At 58.6% G+C, this 16,634-nt stretch carries 15 protein-coding genes and 1 tRNA gene; 9 read left to right on the plus strand and 7 right to left on the minus strand.

Going from position 1 to position 16,634, the window contains the following annotated elements:
* Positions 1 to 297: 297 nt before the first annotated feature.
* Positions 298 to 1,434, minus strand: a complete 1,137-nt coding sequence (locus tag H8S57_RS10615) for a helix-turn-helix domain-containing protein (protein ID WP_186908065.1) — start codon at positions 1,432 to 1,434, stop codon at positions 298 to 300.
* A 98-nt stretch (positions 1,435 to 1,532) separates the two neighbouring features.
* Positions 1,533 to 1,617: transfer RNA gene (locus H8S57_RS10620), tRNA-Leu, on the minus strand.
* Between the two features lie 388 nt (positions 1,618 to 2,005).
* Between H8S57_RS10620 and H8S57_RS10625 the strand changes: the two genes are divergently transcribed.
* Entirely contained in the window at positions 2,006 to 2,851 is an 846-nt protein-coding gene (locus H8S57_RS10625) for a pyridoxamine kinase (protein ID WP_186908066.1), read from the plus strand.
* Between the two features lie 173 nt (positions 2,852 to 3,024).
* Here H8S57_RS10625 and H8S57_RS10630 read toward each other — a convergent pair whose 3' ends face one another.
* On the minus strand, positions 3,025 to 4,563 hold the full coding sequence (locus H8S57_RS10630) for a putative polysaccharide biosynthesis protein (protein ID WP_243204787.1): 1,539 nt from the start codon (positions 4,561 to 4,563) through the stop codon (positions 3,025 to 3,027).
* Positions 4,564 to 4,691: 128 nt separating this feature from the next.
* Between H8S57_RS10630 and H8S57_RS10635 the strand changes: the two genes are divergently transcribed.
* The 6 genes from H8S57_RS10635 (at position 4,692) to acrA (ending at position 10,671) form a co-directional block, all read left to right on the plus strand.
* Complete coding sequence (locus H8S57_RS10635) at positions 4,692 to 5,402, plus strand: DUF554 domain-containing protein (RefSeq protein ID WP_186908067.1); 711 nt, start codon at positions 4,692 to 4,694, stop codon at positions 5,400 to 5,402.
* 395 nt (positions 5,403 to 5,797) lie between these two features.
* A complete protein-coding gene (locus H8S57_RS10640; protein ID WP_186908068.1) occupies positions 5,798 to 6,574 on the plus strand; it encodes an enoyl-CoA hydratase-related protein in 777 nt (258 codons plus the stop codon).
* A gap of 33 nt (positions 6,575 to 6,607) precedes the next feature.
* Positions 6,608 to 7,456, plus strand: a complete 849-nt coding sequence (locus H8S57_RS10645) for a 3-hydroxybutyryl-CoA dehydrogenase (protein ID WP_186908069.1) — start codon at positions 6,608 to 6,610, stop codon at positions 7,454 to 7,456.
* 101 nt (positions 7,457 to 7,557) lie between these two features.
* Complete coding sequence (locus H8S57_RS10650; RefSeq protein ID WP_186908070.1) at positions 7,558 to 8,718, plus strand: acyl-CoA dehydrogenase; 1,161 nt, start codon at positions 7,558 to 7,560, stop codon at positions 8,716 to 8,718.
* 26 nt (positions 8,719 to 8,744) lie between these two features.
* On the plus strand, positions 8,745 to 9,545 hold the full coding sequence (gene acrB, locus H8S57_RS10655; RefSeq protein WP_186908071.1) for an acryloyl-CoA reductase electron transfer subunit gamma: 801 nt from the start codon (positions 8,745 to 8,747) through the stop codon (positions 9,543 to 9,545).
* 19 nt (positions 9,546 to 9,564) lie between these two features.
* The gene (acrA, locus tag H8S57_RS10660) at positions 9,565 to 10,671 is read left to right on the plus strand and encodes an acryloyl-CoA reductase electron transfer subunit beta (protein WP_186908072.1); all 1,107 of its coding nucleotides are present in this window, start codon (positions 9,565 to 9,567) and stop codon (positions 10,669 to 10,671) included.
* 55 nt (positions 10,672 to 10,726) lie between these two features.
* On the opposite strand, the gene H8S57_RS10665 is transcribed toward acrA, so the two are convergent.
* On the minus strand, positions 10,727 to 10,969 hold the full coding sequence (locus tag H8S57_RS10665; RefSeq protein WP_186908073.1) for a hypothetical protein: 243 nt from the start codon (positions 10,967 to 10,969) through the stop codon (positions 10,727 to 10,729).
* 266 nt (positions 10,970 to 11,235) lie between these two features.
* On the opposite strand from H8S57_RS10665, the gene H8S57_RS10670 reads away from it, so the two are divergent.
* Both H8S57_RS10670 and H8S57_RS10675 read left to right on the plus strand, forming a co-directional pair.
* On the plus strand, positions 11,236 to 11,508 hold the full coding sequence (locus tag H8S57_RS10670) for a DUF6514 family protein (protein WP_186908074.1): 273 nt from the start codon (positions 11,236 to 11,238) through the stop codon (positions 11,506 to 11,508).
* A 119-nt stretch (positions 11,509 to 11,627) separates the two neighbouring features.
* A complete protein-coding gene (locus H8S57_RS10675) occupies positions 11,628 to 13,040 on the plus strand; it encodes a sodium-dependent transporter (RefSeq protein ID WP_243204788.1) in 1,413 nt (470 codons plus the stop codon).
* Between the two features lie 42 nt (positions 13,041 to 13,082).
* Here H8S57_RS10675 and H8S57_RS10680 read toward each other — a convergent pair whose 3' ends face one another.
* From H8S57_RS10680 to kamD, 3 genes are all read right to left on the minus strand, one after another.
* The gene (locus tag H8S57_RS10680; RefSeq protein ID WP_186908076.1) at positions 13,083 to 14,093 is read right to left on the minus strand and encodes a uroporphyrinogen decarboxylase family protein; all 1,011 of its coding nucleotides are present in this window, start codon (positions 14,091 to 14,093) and stop codon (positions 13,083 to 13,085) included.
* Between the two features lie 144 nt (positions 14,094 to 14,237).
* A complete protein-coding gene (gene kamE / locus H8S57_RS10685; protein WP_186908077.1) occupies positions 14,238 to 15,026 on the minus strand; it encodes a lysine 5,6-aminomutase subunit beta in 789 nt (262 codons plus the stop codon).
* Positions 15,023 to 16,588, minus strand: coding sequence for a lysine 5,6-aminomutase subunit alpha (gene kamD / locus H8S57_RS10690; RefSeq protein WP_186908078.1), 1,566 nt, complete (start codon positions 16,586 to 16,588; stop codon positions 15,023 to 15,025). The genes kamE and kamD overlap by 4 nt, the downstream gene beginning before the upstream one ends.
* Between the last annotated feature and the right edge of the window lie 46 nt (positions 16,589 to 16,634).

Consider the following 16,634-nt stretch of genomic DNA (forward strand, 5'->3'; position numbering starts at 1 on the left):
CGGACATGGTTTACAGACTCCTTTCAGAATGGTGTGTCGCAACTTCATTCTACCAGAGTTCTGCAAACCATGTCTCTTTTTATCCTCTTTTATATTTGCGCAACTTATTTTACCTTATCAATCTGGTAGAAGAGTATTCCTCCGAGGAATAGTAATTATATGGCGGAAAACTGAAATATGGGCGCCGAGGAAACCAATACTCGACGCCCATATTTTTGCGTTACAGGAAAAATTTTAAAAGTTAGAGCAAGAAATCGATGATATTTCCATGGAATACTTAAAAGGAAATTGGTAGGCTTAAACAATTGTTGGAGGAACCCTAAATCCCATTTCACCAATGCCAAGTACACGATTAAAATAGAATAATGAGAGTACGCTTTGGGGTAGATCCTTAATGCGATTGTACTGCGTTAAATCCCACCCATTAATTTTTGCACGCTCGGCATATCGCTCACAGGCTCCAATAACACTGTTTGCCGCATGCTTTTTACTAATTCCTTTCTCAAGATACAGTTTCGATGCATCAGCCACCGCACGCCAAATAATTCCATAAATTTGTGATACAGAAAAGTCATTTAGAATGATATCAAATGTTTTATAAGTCTTCTCACCTGGGGTAAATTCAAAGTTTACTTTGTCTAATTGATACTGTAAATACTCTATACATTCAGCAACTGCAATCTCCTTCCACAGTATAACTGCTTCGTCTGCATTCTCCGGGCAATAGTAACTAGGGTCTAATATTTCGGTAAATAGATCCTGCTTATTTGCTGGGAAAATTAGATTTAAGAAATAGGTGACTCTATAGGTATAGAAGGTATTTGGAAAATCTTCACTATCGATATCAAACGCATCCAACGGAGATTGCGGACTCACCGCTATGACTTGGTTGTGAATTAAGCTTGAGTATAGCTTCTTGCGTAAAATGTCCGTAGGCGTCAAAATTACTTCCGAATTAGAAAATGGTGCAATTTCATAAAGGTTTTCTTTGAGTAAAGCTCTACAAATAGCGCCTAAAAACACTTTGTTTTCAAAAGAAAGAGATGCGAAATCGACTGGTGTCCGTGGCTTGGAATATACTTCTTCAATCTGCTGCAGCCGCTCCATTTGAAGATTTCTTTCTTCTTCCTGGCAATTTTCGCAATTACAATGAGTTTGAAACGGCTTGTGCCCACAGACTGGACAGTATAAGTCTCGCTCATATTTTGGGAGATTCTTCATGGTTTTTGATGGACGATTAATTACTAAAGGCTCGTCGCAATACTCACAAATGTAATTAGGGAAAACTTCCGGTGGAAATAACTTGTATAGGTTTGAACTACGTACAGAGATGCCATATTCTTTTGTTAATTTGGAAACAGACTCACCAGCATAATATCGTTGCATTAAAGTCTCAATTTCCTCGGAGGTCAAATGGTCCAAGTTTTTTTCCATCAAATAACACCTTCTCTCTGATCATAGTTATCTTACACTATGCCCTATAATTTGACAATGAGATTATAGAAAAGCGCTGCTGGGATGCCAGCAGCGCTTGGTACGGGTAGTGGGACTCGAACCCACAAGCCTTGCGGCACTGGAACCTAAATCCAGCATGTTTACCAATTTCATCATACCCGCATATTCAGTTTTGCCCTCTACTTTTACTCGGGGAGGGGATGCCCGAGGCGGAGCGTTGCGCTTGATCCGCGTCTATAAAAACAGGCCACGCCCGCTTTTGCTTGGTTGATTGGAAATTCTTACACTGAGGTGACAGCACCTAAATCTCGCATGTCTACCAATTCCATCACAGGCGCATATTCCATTGTTTCGGATGAGCAGGTATTGCGCAGGTGATGAAATCTTTCACTAAGGGGACAGCACCTAAATCCCGCGCGTCTGCCAATTCCGCCATACCTGCGCAGATTAATATTCAGTTTATCATCCCGACGGGAAAAAGTCAATTGCGCTCCGGCGAGGAAACGGCTATAATGAGAGGCGATCAGACGACGAAAAAGGAGGAGCCGCCATGAAACGAGCCCCACGGGTGGCCGCCGTTCAGGATATTTCAGGATTTGGCCGCTGTTCCATGACCGTGGCGCTGCCGGTGCTTTCGGCCATGGGGGCCCAGTGCTGCCCGCTGCCCACCGCCTATCTCTCCGCGCACACAGCGTTTCCTGAGCTGGGGAAAGCGGCGTTTTTGGACCTGACGCGGGAACTGGAGCAGACGCAGGAGCACTGGGCCGCGCTGGGCGTAGCGCTGGACGCCGTCTACAGCGGCTTTATCGGTTCGGCGGGACAAATCGCCGCCATCCGCCGGTTTTATGAGCGCTTTCGGGGCGCGGATACCGTGGTGCTGTGCGACCCGGTGATGGGAGACGGCGGAAGACCTTACCGCACTTACACCCCCGATATGTGCCGCGCGATGGGGGAACTGGCCGCCCTGGCCGATGTGATTACCCCAAACCTGACCGAGGCCGCCCTGCTGCTGGGGGAGGAGTATGCCGACGCACCAGGGAGCGAGACGGCGGCGCGGGCCTGGCTGGAACGGCTGAGCCGGGACGGAAGGCGGTCGGTGGTGCTCACCGGATTGAGCTTTACCGGGGGAGAGATCGGCGCGGGATACTTCGACGCCGCGGATGGCCGGACCGGGTTTGCCATGGCCCGGCAGGAGCCGGCCCACTTCCCGGGGACGGGCGATCTGTTTGCCAGCGTGGTGCTGGGCAGCCTGCTCCGGGGAGAAGCGCTGTGCTCCGGCGTCCGGAAGGCGGTGGAATTCGTCCAGCGCTGTGCCCGGCACACCCTGGCGCTGGGGACCCCGGTGCTGGAGGGGGTACAATTCGAACCGCTGCTGCGGGAGCTGATGGAAGCGTAGGACCGGGAGGCTTTCTGAACAAGTCATGCGGGCCGGAAGCGCCTGATGTACTGGAGCGGCGGGCCGGAAAAGCAGGAGGAGGGCCGCGGCGTCTGCCGCGGCCCTCCTCTTTATATACGGTGCTCCGGCGGACGCCTGCAAAGGGGAGCGGCCGCCGTAAACTATGCCTCTGCCTACCCGTGCAGCCGGAAGAGCCGGCGCAGGTGCACGCCCTGGGCCTGGAGAGCGGCCAGGTAGAGCACTGCTCCGAAGGCGATACAGGCCGCCACGGCCCAGCGGCCGTCCAGGCCCGCGTCCAGCAGGACGTGAAAGAGCAGATTGACGACCAGGGCCATCAATACGGCGGAGAGGGCGGGCGCGGTGCACCACTGGAAGATCTGCAGCCTTAGGCCCGTTGCCTTTCGCACCTGAAGCCAGTTGAGAAGCATACCCAGTACCGCGCTGGCCACGAACCCGGCCACGTATCCCCGCAGGCCAACGCCCGGCAGGCCCATCAGAAAGAAGGTACAGCCCAACTGCACCACGCCGCACAGGATCGAGTTGCGGGCGGCGGCGCTCTGCCGGCCCACGCCGTTGAGCGCTCCGGAGAGCACCGACTGATAGCAGGAACACAGCACCCCTACGGACAGCGGAAGGATGTACTCACCCACCGTGGGCTCCCGGAAGAGGTAGACCCCGATCATGGGTCCCAGCACCACCAAAATGGCCATGCAGGGCAGGATGAGCACTGAGGTGGCCAGCATCGAGCGGTCCACCCGCCGCTGGACCTGCCCCGAGCGGCCCAGGGCGGTACTTTCGGCCAGCTTGGGCACCAGCACCAGGCCAAGCGCCCCGATGAAGGCGGTGGGCAGATAGAGCATGGGGATCGTCATGCCGCAGAGCACGCCGAAGGCGCTCATGGCTTCGGAGACCTGGGCGCCCGCGGCAACCAGACGCTGGGGAATGAGCACCGCGTTGGCCGAGCCCATCAGATTGCCCAGCAGAGCGGTCATGCCGATTGGCAGGGCGATGGCGGCAATGCGCCGGTCCAGCGCCCGTGGGCGCAGGGGCGTGCCGGGAAGCCCGCCTGCCCGGTTCAGCTGCCGCCGGGCCAGCAGGAAGAGCACGGCTGCGGAAAAAACCTCGCAGCAGATCATGCCCAGCACGATCAGACCCACCGTGCGTTCCGGGTTCTGGGGCAGAAAGACCACCAGCAGGCCCAGCACCGCCCCGGTGCGGATCAGCTGCTCGCACAGCTCCACAGCGGCGGGGGGGCGGATGTTGCCGGTGCCGTAGAAAAAGTGCTTGTGCAGATTTTCCACTCCGGTAAGCAGGATGCAGGGCAGCAGCAGGAGCAGGCCCAGCTGCGTGCGGGCGTCTCCCAGCAGATAGACGGAGATGGGGTCATAGAGCAAAGCGGTTACCGCCGCCACCAGAGAGAACAGGATCAAAAAAGCCGCCAGGCACCGGCGCAGCACCTGGGCGATGGCCAGGCGGTTGCCGAGGGCATGGTACTCCGAGGACAGGTTGGACATCGCTACCGTCAAACCGACGGCAGTGATGGACATGACCACGGAATAGACCGGCATGATGAGCTGATAAAGCCCCATGATCTCCGCCCCAATCAGCCGGGAGAGCAGGATACGGTAAAGAAACCCCAGCAGTTGGGAAGCAAGGCTGGTGCCGGTCAGCACCAGGGTAGCGTAGAGCATGGATGTGCGGTCGAGTTTCAAGACGCGCCCCCCTTTACTCTACAAGCTTATTCGCAGGGGCTGTCCGGAATGCCGGTTTGACAAACAGGCAGAAAAAGCGTATCATACTGCCGTTCATACATTGCTGTGTAAAAGTGGAGGAGAGACGTATGCTGGCAACGGTTATCAATGTGATCTTGGTGCTGCTGGGCAGTGCTCTGGGGCTGATCTTTAAAAACCGGATCAGCGCCCGTTTTTCCTCTGGCCTGATGTTCGCGCTGGGCTTATGCGTCCTGGGCATCGGCATCTCCAACATGATCAGAACCAACGATACTCTCTGCGTCATTATCTGTATGGTCCTTGGCACCCTGCTCGGCGAGGGCCTGAATATTGAAAAGCGCATGGACGGCCTGGGCGGGGTGCTGCGGCGCAAGCTGATCCGGGGAGAGGGCAACAACCGCTTTGTGGAGGGCTTCGTCAACGCCTCGGTGCTCTTCTGCGTGGGCGCCATGGCCATCAATGGCTCCATGGAGGCGGGCATGAACCACAATTATGATATTATCATCTCCAAGGCGGTCATTGACGGCGTTACATCCATTACCTTTGCCGCCGCCATGGGCGTCGGCGTGGCGTTTTCCGCCCTGCCCATCCTGGCGTATCAGGGCGGGCTGACCCTGATTTTTTCCCTGGTGGGACAGGGGATCGCGCCGGAAATCGTCACCGAGATGAGTGCTGTGGGCGGGACGATCATCGTGGGCATCGGGATCAATATGCTGGGCTTGCCCAAGGAAAAGATCCGCGTAGGCAATATGCTCCCGGCGATCTTCCTGCCGCTGGTGTACTTACCGGCGGCCCAGTGGCTGTCCGGGCTGATAGGATAGGGCGGATTCGCCTGCGGACCGGGAAAGCGGAGATACGCGCCCGGAGTCCGGCGCGCAAGCTGCCTGGGCAGAACGCTTTGCTGCGTTAGAATGAAAAAGCGAACGGAAGAGTTTGCCTATATTTCCGGTATGCACAGGGCCCTTTTTTAGGGGCTTTGTGCATTTTTGCTATAATCATTGATAAAAAATTAACGGATTTCTCCGGCACGCCCCCTTGCCTGTTTGACAGAGAAGCGGTATACTATTTTAGGTATGGAATGTTAAAAAAATAACAAAGCGAACGAGCGGTTCGTCAGGAAAAAAACAATGCTTTTCATGCCGTTTTGCCCATGATATAATAGGTCGACGGGCCGAGATATTGTGGAATCCGTACAGAAAGTAAGGAGGCAGCACAGATGGGATTTGTGAAGCTGGAGAAGCAGGGTCATGTGGGCATAATGACCATTGACCGGCAGGAGGCGCTGAACGCGCTGAACAGCGCGGTACTGACCGACCTGGACGCGGCCATCGATCAGGCGGAGCAGGACAGCGAGATCTACGTAGTGATTTTGACCGGCGCGGGGCGCTCGTTCGTGGCGGGGGCGGACATCGGTGAGATGAAGGAGTTTTCCTCCATCGACGGAAAGAAGTTCGGCGTGCACGGGGGCAATGTGTTCCTGAAGCTGGAGAATATGAGCAAGCCCGTCATCGCGGCGGTGAACGGCTTCGCTTTGGGCGGGGGCTGCGAGCTGTCCATGGCGTGCGATATCCGCCTGGCCAGCGAGAAGGCCAAGTTCGGCCAGCCCGAGGTGGGCCTGGGCATCACGCCCGGCTTTGGCGGGACCCAGCGTCTGCCCCGTATCGTGGGCATTTCCAAGGCGATGGAACTGATTCTCACCGCCAAGGTCATCGGAGCGGCAGAGGCCAAGGCCATCGGGCTGGTGAGCGAGGTCTATCCGCCCGAGGAGCTGATGGGCAAGGCCATGGAGATGGCCGAAGCGATCTGCGCCAACGCCCAGATCGCGGTGTGCGAGTCCAAGCGGTGTATCCGCAAGGGCATGCAGACCGATATCTATACCGGCTCTTCCTTTGAGGCCGAGGCCTTCGGCGTCACCTGCGGCACCCAGGACAAGGACGAGGGGATGGGCGCGTTTTTGGAGAAGCGGGCGGAGAAGCACTTCCAGAACAAGTAATTTCGCACCCAAAACACAAGGAGGTTACATAATATGAAGAAAGTCGTAGTGATCGGCGGCGGCACGATGGGCCTGGATATTGCCCAGGTCTTCGCCCGCAAGGGATTCGACGTGGTGGTCCGGGATATCAAGGACGAGATCATTCAGGCATCCGAGGCCCGTCTGAACAAGGGGCTGGACAAGCTGGTGGCCAAGGGCAAGCTGGACGAGGCGGGCAAGGCCGCCATCACCGGAAAGATCAGCTTCACGACCGATCTGAACCTGGCTGCGGACGCGGACCTGGTGGTGGAAGCCGCCATCGAGAATCTGGACATCAAGAAGAGCATCTTTGCCGAGCTGGACAAGATCTGCAAGAGCGAGACCATCCTGGCCTCCAACACCTCCTCCATCTCGATCACCGCCATCGCCGCGGCGACCAAGCGGGAGGACCGGTTCATCGGGATGCACTTCTTCAACCCCGCCACCGTGATGAAGCTGGTGGAAGTGATCCGCGGGGCCAAGACCTCTGACGCGACCTTCGCCGCCATTCGGGAGCTGTCCGTGGAGATCGGCAAGGAGCCCGTGGAGGTCAACGAGGCCCCCGGCTTCGTGGTGAATAAGATCCTCATCCCCATGATCAACGAGGCCGCCGACCTGCTGTACACCGGCGTGGCCAGCGCAGAGGGCATCGACACGGCCATGAAGCTGGGCGCCAACCACCCCATGGGTCCGCTGGCTCTGGGCGACTTGATCGGCCTGGATGTGTGCCAGGCCATCATGGACACGCTGTACAAGGAGACCGGCGATCCCAAGTACCGCTGCTCCCTGCTCATCCGCAAGATGGTCCGCGCCGGCCAGCTGGGCCGCAAGACCGGCAAGGGCTTCTTCGATTACTCCAAGTAAGACCGGGAACGACGCAGTTCCCTGACCGCACGCATTACGACGGGCGGGAGTTCGCTCCCGCCCGCCCGTTCTGAAATACATATCTAGGAGGAAGGCAACAAATGGATCTGCACCTGTCCAAAGAGCATGAAATGCTCCGCAAGATGTATCGGGACTTCGCGGAGAACGAAGTCAAGCCGCTGGCCGAGTGGGTGGACGAGAACGAGGCGTTCCCCGAGGAGACGGTGAAGAAGATGGCCAAGCTTGGGATGATGGGCATTTATTTTCCAAAGGAATACGGCGGAGCCGGGGCCGATGTGCTGAGCTACGTCATGGCGGTGGAAGAGATGAGCAAGGTCTGCGGGACTACCGGGGTTATCATCTCGGCCCACACCTCCCTGTGCGCGGCGCCCATTTTTGAAAACGGCACGGAGGAGCAGAAGAAGAAATATCTGCCCAAGCTGTGCTCCGGCGAGTGGATCGGCGCCTTCGGGCTGACCGAGCCGGGGGCCGGCACGGACGCCCAGGGGCAGCAGACCACCGCGGTGAAGAACGAGAACGGGGACTGGGTGCTCAACGGCTCGAAGATCTTCATCACCAACGCGGGCTATGCCAACGTGTTTATCATCATCGCCATCACCGGAGTGTCCACGGATAAGAAGGGGCGCAAGAAGAAGGAGATCTCCTCCTTCATCGTGGAGCGGACGGACAAGGGATTCTCGGTGGGCAAGCACGAGAAGAAGATGGGCATCCGGGGCTCCTCGACCTGCGAGCTGATCATGGAGGACTGCGTGATCCCCGGCGACCGCCTGCTGGGCAAGCAGGGCAAGGGCTTCAGCATCGCGATGAAGACGCTGGACGGCGGACGGATCGGCATCGCCTCCCAGGCGCTGGGCCTGGCCGAGGGCGCCATTGAGGAGACCATCAAGTACACGAAGGAGCGCGTCCAGTTCGGCCGCCGCATTTCCCAGTTCCAGAACACCCAGTTCCAGTTGGCCGACATGTATGCCAAGACCGAGGCCGCCAAGTGGCTGGTATACTCTGCGGCGATGAAGAAGCAGAACCACGAGCCCTACAGCATGGACGCGGCGATGGCGAAGCTGGTGGCGGCGGAGACGGCCAGCGACGTGACCCGGCGGTGCGTGCAGCTGTTCGGCGGCTACGGCTACACCCGCGAGTACCCTGTGGAGCGCATGATGCGCGACGCGAAGATCACGGAGATCTACGAGGGCACCAGCGAAGTGCAGCGGATGGTCATCTCTGCCAACCTGGGCGTGAACTAAGAAGGAACTGGAGGGAGAAATACGATATGAAAGCAATCGTTTGTGTCAAGCAGGTCCCGGATACCTCGGGGGTGGTGGCGGTAAAGGAAGACGGCACCATGGACCGTGCGGCAATGGCGACCATTACCAACCATGACGATCTGGCCGCGGTAGAGGCGGCGCTGCGGATCAAGGACGCCACGGGCTGCAAGGTGGTTGTGGTGTCCATGGGACCTCCTCCGGCGGAAGGGATGCTGCGTGAGCTGCTGGCGATGGGGTGCGACGAGGCGGTGCTGGTCTCCGCGCGAGAGTTCGGGGGCAGCGATACCTACGCGACCTCCCAGATCCTGGCGGCGGCGATCAAGAAGATCGGGGTGGAAGAGGACGACGTCATCTTCTGCGGCCGGCAGGCGATCGACGGGGACACGGCGCAGGTCGGCCCCCAGATCGCGGAAAAGCTGCATGTGCCGCAGGTGTCCTACGTGGCGGAGATCACGGTGGAAGGCAAGTCGGTGACGGTAAAGCGGCTGCTGGAGGACGGGTACATGACCATCAAGGTGGCCACGCCGTGCCTGCTGACGTGCGTGAAGGAGCTGAACCCGGCCCGTTATATGAGCGTGGGCGGGATCATGGAGTGCTATCAGAAGCCGCTGGAGGTCTACAACTACGAGACGCTGAAGGACGATCCGCTGATCGACGTGGACACCATCGGCCTGAAGGGCTCTCCGACCAATGTGTATAAGTCCTTCTCTCCCCCGGTGAAAGGCGCCGGCATGATGCTCGAAGGGGCCGACAAGGCCGCCGTCGACAAGCTGGTGGGCCTGCTGGACGAGAAGCACATCATCTAAGAGAGAGGAGAGACAGGAAATGGCTGAATTCAATAGCAAGGACACCGGGGCGTTCAAGGGCGTATGGGTATTCTGTGAGCAGCGCGAGGGCGTGATCATGAGCACGAGCTACCAGCTGCTGAGCGAGGGGCGGAAGCTGGCCAACGACCTCGGCGTGGAGCTGGCTGGGGTTGTGCTGGGGCACAACGTGAAGGAGGAGTACCTGAAGGCGCTGGGCGGGTACGGCGCGGACAAGGTGTACTACTGCGACCACGAGCTGCTGAACGTCTATACGACGGACGCGTACACCAAGGTCATCTGCGACCTGGTGGAAGAGAAGAAGCCGGAGATCTTCCTGATCGGCGCCACCAACATCGGCCGTGACCTGGGCCCGCGGTGCGCGGCCCGGCTGCACACGGGCCTGACGGCCGACTGCACGCACCTGGATGTGGACGTGGCCAAGTACAAGGAGTTTTTGAAGACCACCTCCACCATCGACGTGGACAACACGGTGTTCGAGGAGAACACCAACCTGAAGATGACCCGTCCGGCCTTCGGCGGACACCTGATGGCCACCATCATCTGCCCGCGGTTCCGTCCGCAGATGTCCACGGTGCGTCCCGGCGTGATGCAGACGCAGGCGTACGACGAGGCGGGCGCCGCCAGGACGGTGGTGGAGAAGGTGGCCGTGCAGCTGTCCAGGGAGGATATCCATGTGGACGTGCTGGAGGTCAAGAAGGCGGCCAAGAAGCTGGTGGACCTGATCGGAGCGGACGTAGTGGTGTCTGTGGGACGCGGCATCAGCAAGGACGTGGAGAAGGGCCTGGCGCTGGCGGAGGAGCTGGCGGGGGTGCTGGGCGGCGTCGTGGGCGCGTCCCGCGCCTGCGTGGACGCGGGCTGGATCAGCGCGGACCATCAGGTGGGGCAGACGGGCAAGACGGTACATCCCCGCATCTACGTGGCGCTGGGCATTTCGGGCGCCATCCAGCACAAAGCGGGCATGCAGGACTCCGAGTGCATCATCGCGGTGAACAAGAACGAGTCCGCTCCCATCTTCGAAGTGGCCTCCTACGGCATTGTCGGCGACCTCTATAAGGTCGCGCCCATGCTCATCGAAGCCATCCGCACCCTCAAGGCAAGCAAGTAAAAACGGATATAAAACGGCGGCCCCCGTATGGGGGCCGCCGTTTTATATCCTCAGACTATCGGATCAGCACGTCCTCTAAAAGCACTGCCCCGATCAGGCCGGTACCCAGCACGATCAGAGCCATCGTTTGCAAATGCTCTGCGTAGTCGTAGAGCAATACGGTCTCATATGTATAGCCGCCGGCCCATACCAAAAGCACCAGAGCGGAAGCGAGCAGCGCACAGGTCAGCAGCACGCAGCGGGTGAGTACATAGCGGGGGATCGGGTGCATGGAGGCCAGCCGTTGGAAAAAGCGCATCGTACCCTCCTTCGTGTTACAGTATGCGCCTATGATAGCAGGCGAAGAGAAACAAAACAATACAAAATTATAGGCAAAAAATCAAAATGTTAGCGACTGGATTCGACCAAAAACTTCAAGATCTGAAAGATGGGTTTACAGAAAACAAAATTTGAGAAATTATGAAGACCATTGTGTCGAAGAATGCGATAGAATTCACTTTGCAAATTCTGGAAATTACTATATAATGTAGTTACGAACCGAAGCGCTGGGAGGAGGTACACAAAATGAGGGAACTGCTTGTCGATACCTGCCGTACGGAGGATGAGGCGGGAGCAAACCATACCTTCGCGTATTATATCCTGGTGGACCAAATGGAATTGGGCGACGGCTTCGCCTGTGAAAGCTACGGCGTCAAGGTGGTGGGGGAAGAAGGGGAGACGGCCTGCGTCCCCCACATCACCGTCAGTGTGACTCGGATCGACGCATTGATGGAGCTGCTCCGGCGCAATACCGTCACACCGGCCACCCTGCGGGATGTCGTGGACGACTGGCTTTGAAACGAGAGGACACAAAGGACCGTGCGGCTGAGCCGCACGGTCCTTTGTGTTGCCAGGAAGGGAAAAATCGGCTATGCTGGATGCAGTGTGTCTTGCAAACAATCCAAGGAGGGGTATGCTTGAACGAGAGAGAGACGTTTGCATCCCGGCTGGGCTTTGTGCTGATTTCTGCCGGATGCGCCATCGGATTGGGGAATGTGTGGCGCTTTCCCTATATTGTGGGGCAGTACGGGGGCGCAGCGTTTGTGCTGATCTATCTGGTGTTTCTGGTGATCATGGGGCTGCCCATCATGGCTATGGAGTTTGCAGTGGGCCGTGCCAGCCGGAGGAGCATCGCCGGGTCCTTTCATGTGCTGGAACCTAAGGGGAGCAAATGGCACTGGTACAGTTGGTTTGGTATGGCGGGCAATTATATGCTGATGATGTTCTATACCACCGTGGCCGGCTGGATGATCCTCTATTTTGTCAAGATGGCCCGGGGGGACTTTGTGGGGCTGGATACGGCCGGTGTGGCGGAGCAGTTTGGGACTTTGATGGGTCAGCCGGGCGTAATGCTGGCCTTTATGGGGATCGTGGTGCTGCTGGGCATGGGTGTGTGTGCCCTTGGGCTGCAGAACGGTGTGGAAAAGATCACGAAAGTTATGATGGTCTGCCTGCTGGTCATTCTGGTCGTGCTGGTGGTCCGCGCCGTGACGCTGCCCGGCGCGGCGGCAGGATTGGAGTTCTACCTCAAACCCGACTTCCGGCACCTGATGTACGCCTCCGACGGCAGCCTCCGACTGGGAGAGGCCATCTTTGCCGCCATGGGGCAGGCCTTTTTTACCCTTTCCCTGGGGATCGGGGCGATGGCCATTTTTGGAAGCTATATTGGTAAGGAGCAGCGCCTGTTCGGCGAGGCCATCAATGTGGGCATCTTGGATACGTTTGTGGCCTTTGTGGTGGGCTTGGTCATTTTTCCTTCGGCGTTTGCCTTTGGCGTGACGCCGGATGCGGGTCCGAATCTGATTTTCATCACCCTGCCCAATGTGTTCAACTCCATGCCCGGCGGACGTCTGTGGGGCGCGCTGTTTTTTGTGTTTATGTCCTTTGCGGCACTGTCCACAGTCATCGCCGTGTTCCAAAATATTATAACGTTTCCAATGGATAAATACGGCTGGAGTCGAAGAAAAGCGGTTTTAGTGAACCTTGTAGCGATCTTCCTGCTCTCGCTGCCCTGCCTGCTGGGCTTTAATCTGTGGTCCGGCTTTCAGCCGTTCGGCGCGGGGTCCAGTGTGCTGGATCTGGAGGATTTCATTTTGTCCAACAACCTGCTGCCGCTGGGCTCGCTGGTGTATCTGCTCTTCTGCGTGTCCCGGAAGGGCTGGGGCTGGGAGAATTTCCTGGCGGAGTGCGATACCGGGAAAGGGATCCGATTCCCGAGCCGGGTACATTTTTACATGACCTGGGTCCTGCCTTTTATTGTACTGATCATCTTCGTTATGGGGTATTGGGAAAAGTTCAAGCCCGCCATTCTGGCGCTGTTTGGGAATTGAACTGCAGCTGGGCGCGGTCCGAAAGGACCGCGCCCAGCTGTTTTATTGGGCGTAGAACTCCGCCACGGCGGCAAAATAGGCGTCAATATTCTCCCACTTGGACATGGGGGGGATATCGCAGCCGGAGGAGATGACGAAGTTGGGGTATTTGCAGCATTTTTCCATAACGGCCAGCGTGGCGGTACGGATGGATTGCGGCGTACCGTTGCGGAACTCGCCCGCAGGGTCCACATTGCCCATGGCCACGATGTCGGAGGGGATGTGGGGCATCATTTCAGCCATGTCGATCGCGTTGCCGAAGTGGAGGATCTTGGCGCCTACGGAAAGAATGGAATCGATGGTGAGGATGGTGGTGTTGCCGCAGTTATGGTAAACCACGATGAAATGCTCGTCCTGCACCGCATCCACGATGCGCTTGCAGTAATCCGCTGAGAACGCCTGCGCCAGAGCGGGAGAGAGCAGGCCGGCCAAGGGCTCGGCAATGACCACGCCGTGAGCGCCCACGGCCTTGTAGGCCTTGATATAGTCGATCAGAAAGGAGGTGGCCTTTTCCAGAACGGTGTGGACCATATCCGGCTCAGAGTAGCAGTAGACCATAGCCTCGGTCACATCCAGCAGGCGGCCCGCCAGGGAAAAGGGGCCGATGACTCCGGCCAGGACGGGACGGTCGGTGATGCACGTACAGGCCTTCTCAATGGCCTCGATGTAGATACGGGTGCGGCCCGCGCCGATGGGCGGGATGGTCAGAGCTTCCGCCGCCGCCTCATCGGAGAGGATGCTCCCCACTACGGTGGGCACCTCGTCGTCCGTGAAGCGGATCTGGGAGCCGAAGCATTCGGCCTCCACCGACAGATCCATCAGACTCACGGAGGCGCCGGAGGGGACCCGCTGGGCCACCAGCTCCATGCCGCGGGCCTGGAGCGCACTGCTGGAGATCAGGTCCCGTACGGTGACGCCCATGAGCTGCACGGCGGGAAAGGAGAGCACGGGAGTCGTCTTTTTGGGGGCGGTCGTCTTGAGCGAGTCCACCCATTCATACATGTTGCGTTTCATGATCGGCCTCCTGACTGTATCGTATGATACGATCAGGTTACCACAGGAGGGGCCGCTGTGTATGGTAATTTGCCATGTCTTTTGGAACATCTTTGCAAAAAACGTGCGCTTCCAAAGGAAGCGCACGTTTTTAAAGGTGGGTCTCTATTTATCCAGGCGGCGGACCAGTTCCTTGGAGCAGAAGGTGGCCACGTCGTCGGCGTAGGTGCCCGCGCCGAAGCCGGCATCATAGCCCAGCTCTTTTGCCAGAGCGTGGGTAATACGGGCGCCGCCGCAGCAGAAGATGTACTTCTCGCGCACGCCCTCGGCCTCCGCCAGCTCGATGAGCTCGGTCAGGTTCTGGATGTGCACGTCCTTTTGCGTAACCGTCTGGGAGACCAGCAGCACATCGGCGTTGACCTCGGCGGCCTTACGGAGGAAGTCCTCGTTGGGGATCTGGCTGCCCAGGTTGTAGGCTTCGATCATCTCGTAGCGCTCCAGGCCGTAGTGCCCGGCAAAGCCCTTGCGGTTCATGATGGCGTCAATGCCCACGGTGTGGGCGTCGGTGCCGGTGGAGGCGCCGATGACCACCATTTTGCGGCCCAGCCGCTCTTTGAGGAAGTTGTCGGTCTCATGCATGTCCATGACCTCGTCGGTAACGGTCTGGACCACGATCTCATTGTAGTTGATGGTATGCGTCAGGGAGCCGTAGACCACGTAGAAGGTAAAGTTCTCGTCCAGTTTCTGCCGCAGCGCCACGTTGGGGTCGGCCAGGCCCATCTTCTGGGCGACAAGCACGGCGGCGGCCGCGCCCTTGTCGTCATCCTTAACGGGCAGGGTGAAGGAGGTCTGCACCTTGCCGTCGTTCATGGTGTCGCCGTAGGGTTTCAGCCGGGTCAGGTCCAGAGTGGTGTCCAGGTCCTTGTCGCGGATTTGATACAGTCCGGAACTCATTTGCCGGCACCCCCTTTCATCATGGGCGCAAGGAAGGGGTTGAAGTACCCCGGCGCCTTGCTCACGACGCCGTCCAAGCCCTTGCCGCCGTCGCGGGGGCGCTTGATGTCGGCAAAGATGCCCCGCTCCAGGGTCTCGAAGATACCCAGCTGCTCGATCTGGGCCAGCAGGTCGGTAGCCTTGTGCAGCACTTCATTGGCGCGGTTCTGCATGATGCCGCCGTCCTTGAAGACCAGCTCATTGCCCAAGTCCTGCATGGTGCGGAAAATGTACTGAGCATTCTGGATGGCCAGGAAGCGGTCGGACAGGAAGGGGGTGTGGATGGCCTCGGTCATCATGCCCAACAGATGGATCTTCTGGCCAGTGAGGATGGTGACCATGTTGAACAGAGCGTCCTGCACATGGCCGCGGAAAATGTTGCCGGTCATGAACTTCGTGGGAGGCATGTACTTCAGCGGAGCGTTGGGGAAGATCTCGCGGGCCATTTCCGCCTGAGCCAGCTCGTAAAGGAAGCCGTTCTCCACATCGGGATCGATCTCAAAGGCATGACCCAGACCCATCTGCTCCTCCGGCAGGCCCGCCCGCAGGGCGAACTGCTCGTTGAGGAACTGGGAAGCCAGAACGGTGTGGGCCTCCTCCACCGCGTCGGCGGTGGTCAGGTAGTTGTCCTCGCCGGTGTTGATGACCACGCCCGCGTAGGCGTTGATGGCGCGGGAGAAGTTCTGGTCCACCAGGGTGCGCTGCATGTTGATGTCGCGGAAGAGGATGCCGTACAACGCGTCGTTGAGCATCACGTCCAGCCCTTCGAAGGCGCCCATGGCGGCGATCTCGGGCATGCACAGGCCGGAGCAGTAGTTGCACAGGCGGATGTAGCGGCCCATCTCCTCGCCGACCTTGTCCAGGGCCTCGCGCATCAGGCGGAAGTTCTCCTGGGTGGCGTAGGTGCCGCCGAAGCCCTCGGTGGTGGCGCCGTAGGGCACGTAGTCCAGCAGGGACTGGCCGGTGGTACGGATGACGGCGATGACGTCGGCGCCCTGGCGGGCGGCGGCGGTCGCCTGCGTAATATCCTCATAGATGTTGCCGGTGGCCACGATCAGATAGATCCACGGGCCCTGCTTTTCGCCTCCGTGGGCGGCAATGAAGTCCTCACGGCGCTGACGGCGGGCCTTGATGCGCGCCAGAGCATCCGTAACGATGGGGGCGATCACGTCGTGGATGGCGGCCTCGTCATGAGCGCTCAGAGCGGTCAGATCCAGCTTGCCCCCGGCGATGTCCTCGGCGATCGCCTGGGGGTCCTTGCCGGTCTCCAGCATGGCGTTGCCCAGCCAGAAGGCCGCGCCCTGGGCCAGAGCACCCTTGTCCATCAGGTGCTCCACCACCACGTTGGGCAGGGGAACGTCGGATTCGTCCACTCCGTCGATGCCCAACAGGCGGCAAATGGTACGCTCCACGGCCACCGTAGTATAGCCGTCGATAAAACGCTGGGTATCGTCCGCTACCCGGGAGGCGTGCTGGCGGGCCTGCGCCACCAGATCAAAATCAAGATTCAGCTTGGATTCCAAATGCACTCACTTCCATTCTGTGTGTCAGTCAAAAGGGGGGAGCGGA

Source organism: Lawsonibacter hominis, from assembly GCF_014287895.1.
GTDB lineage: Bacteria > Bacillota > Clostridia > Oscillospirales > Oscillospiraceae > Lawsonibacter_A > Lawsonibacter_A hominis.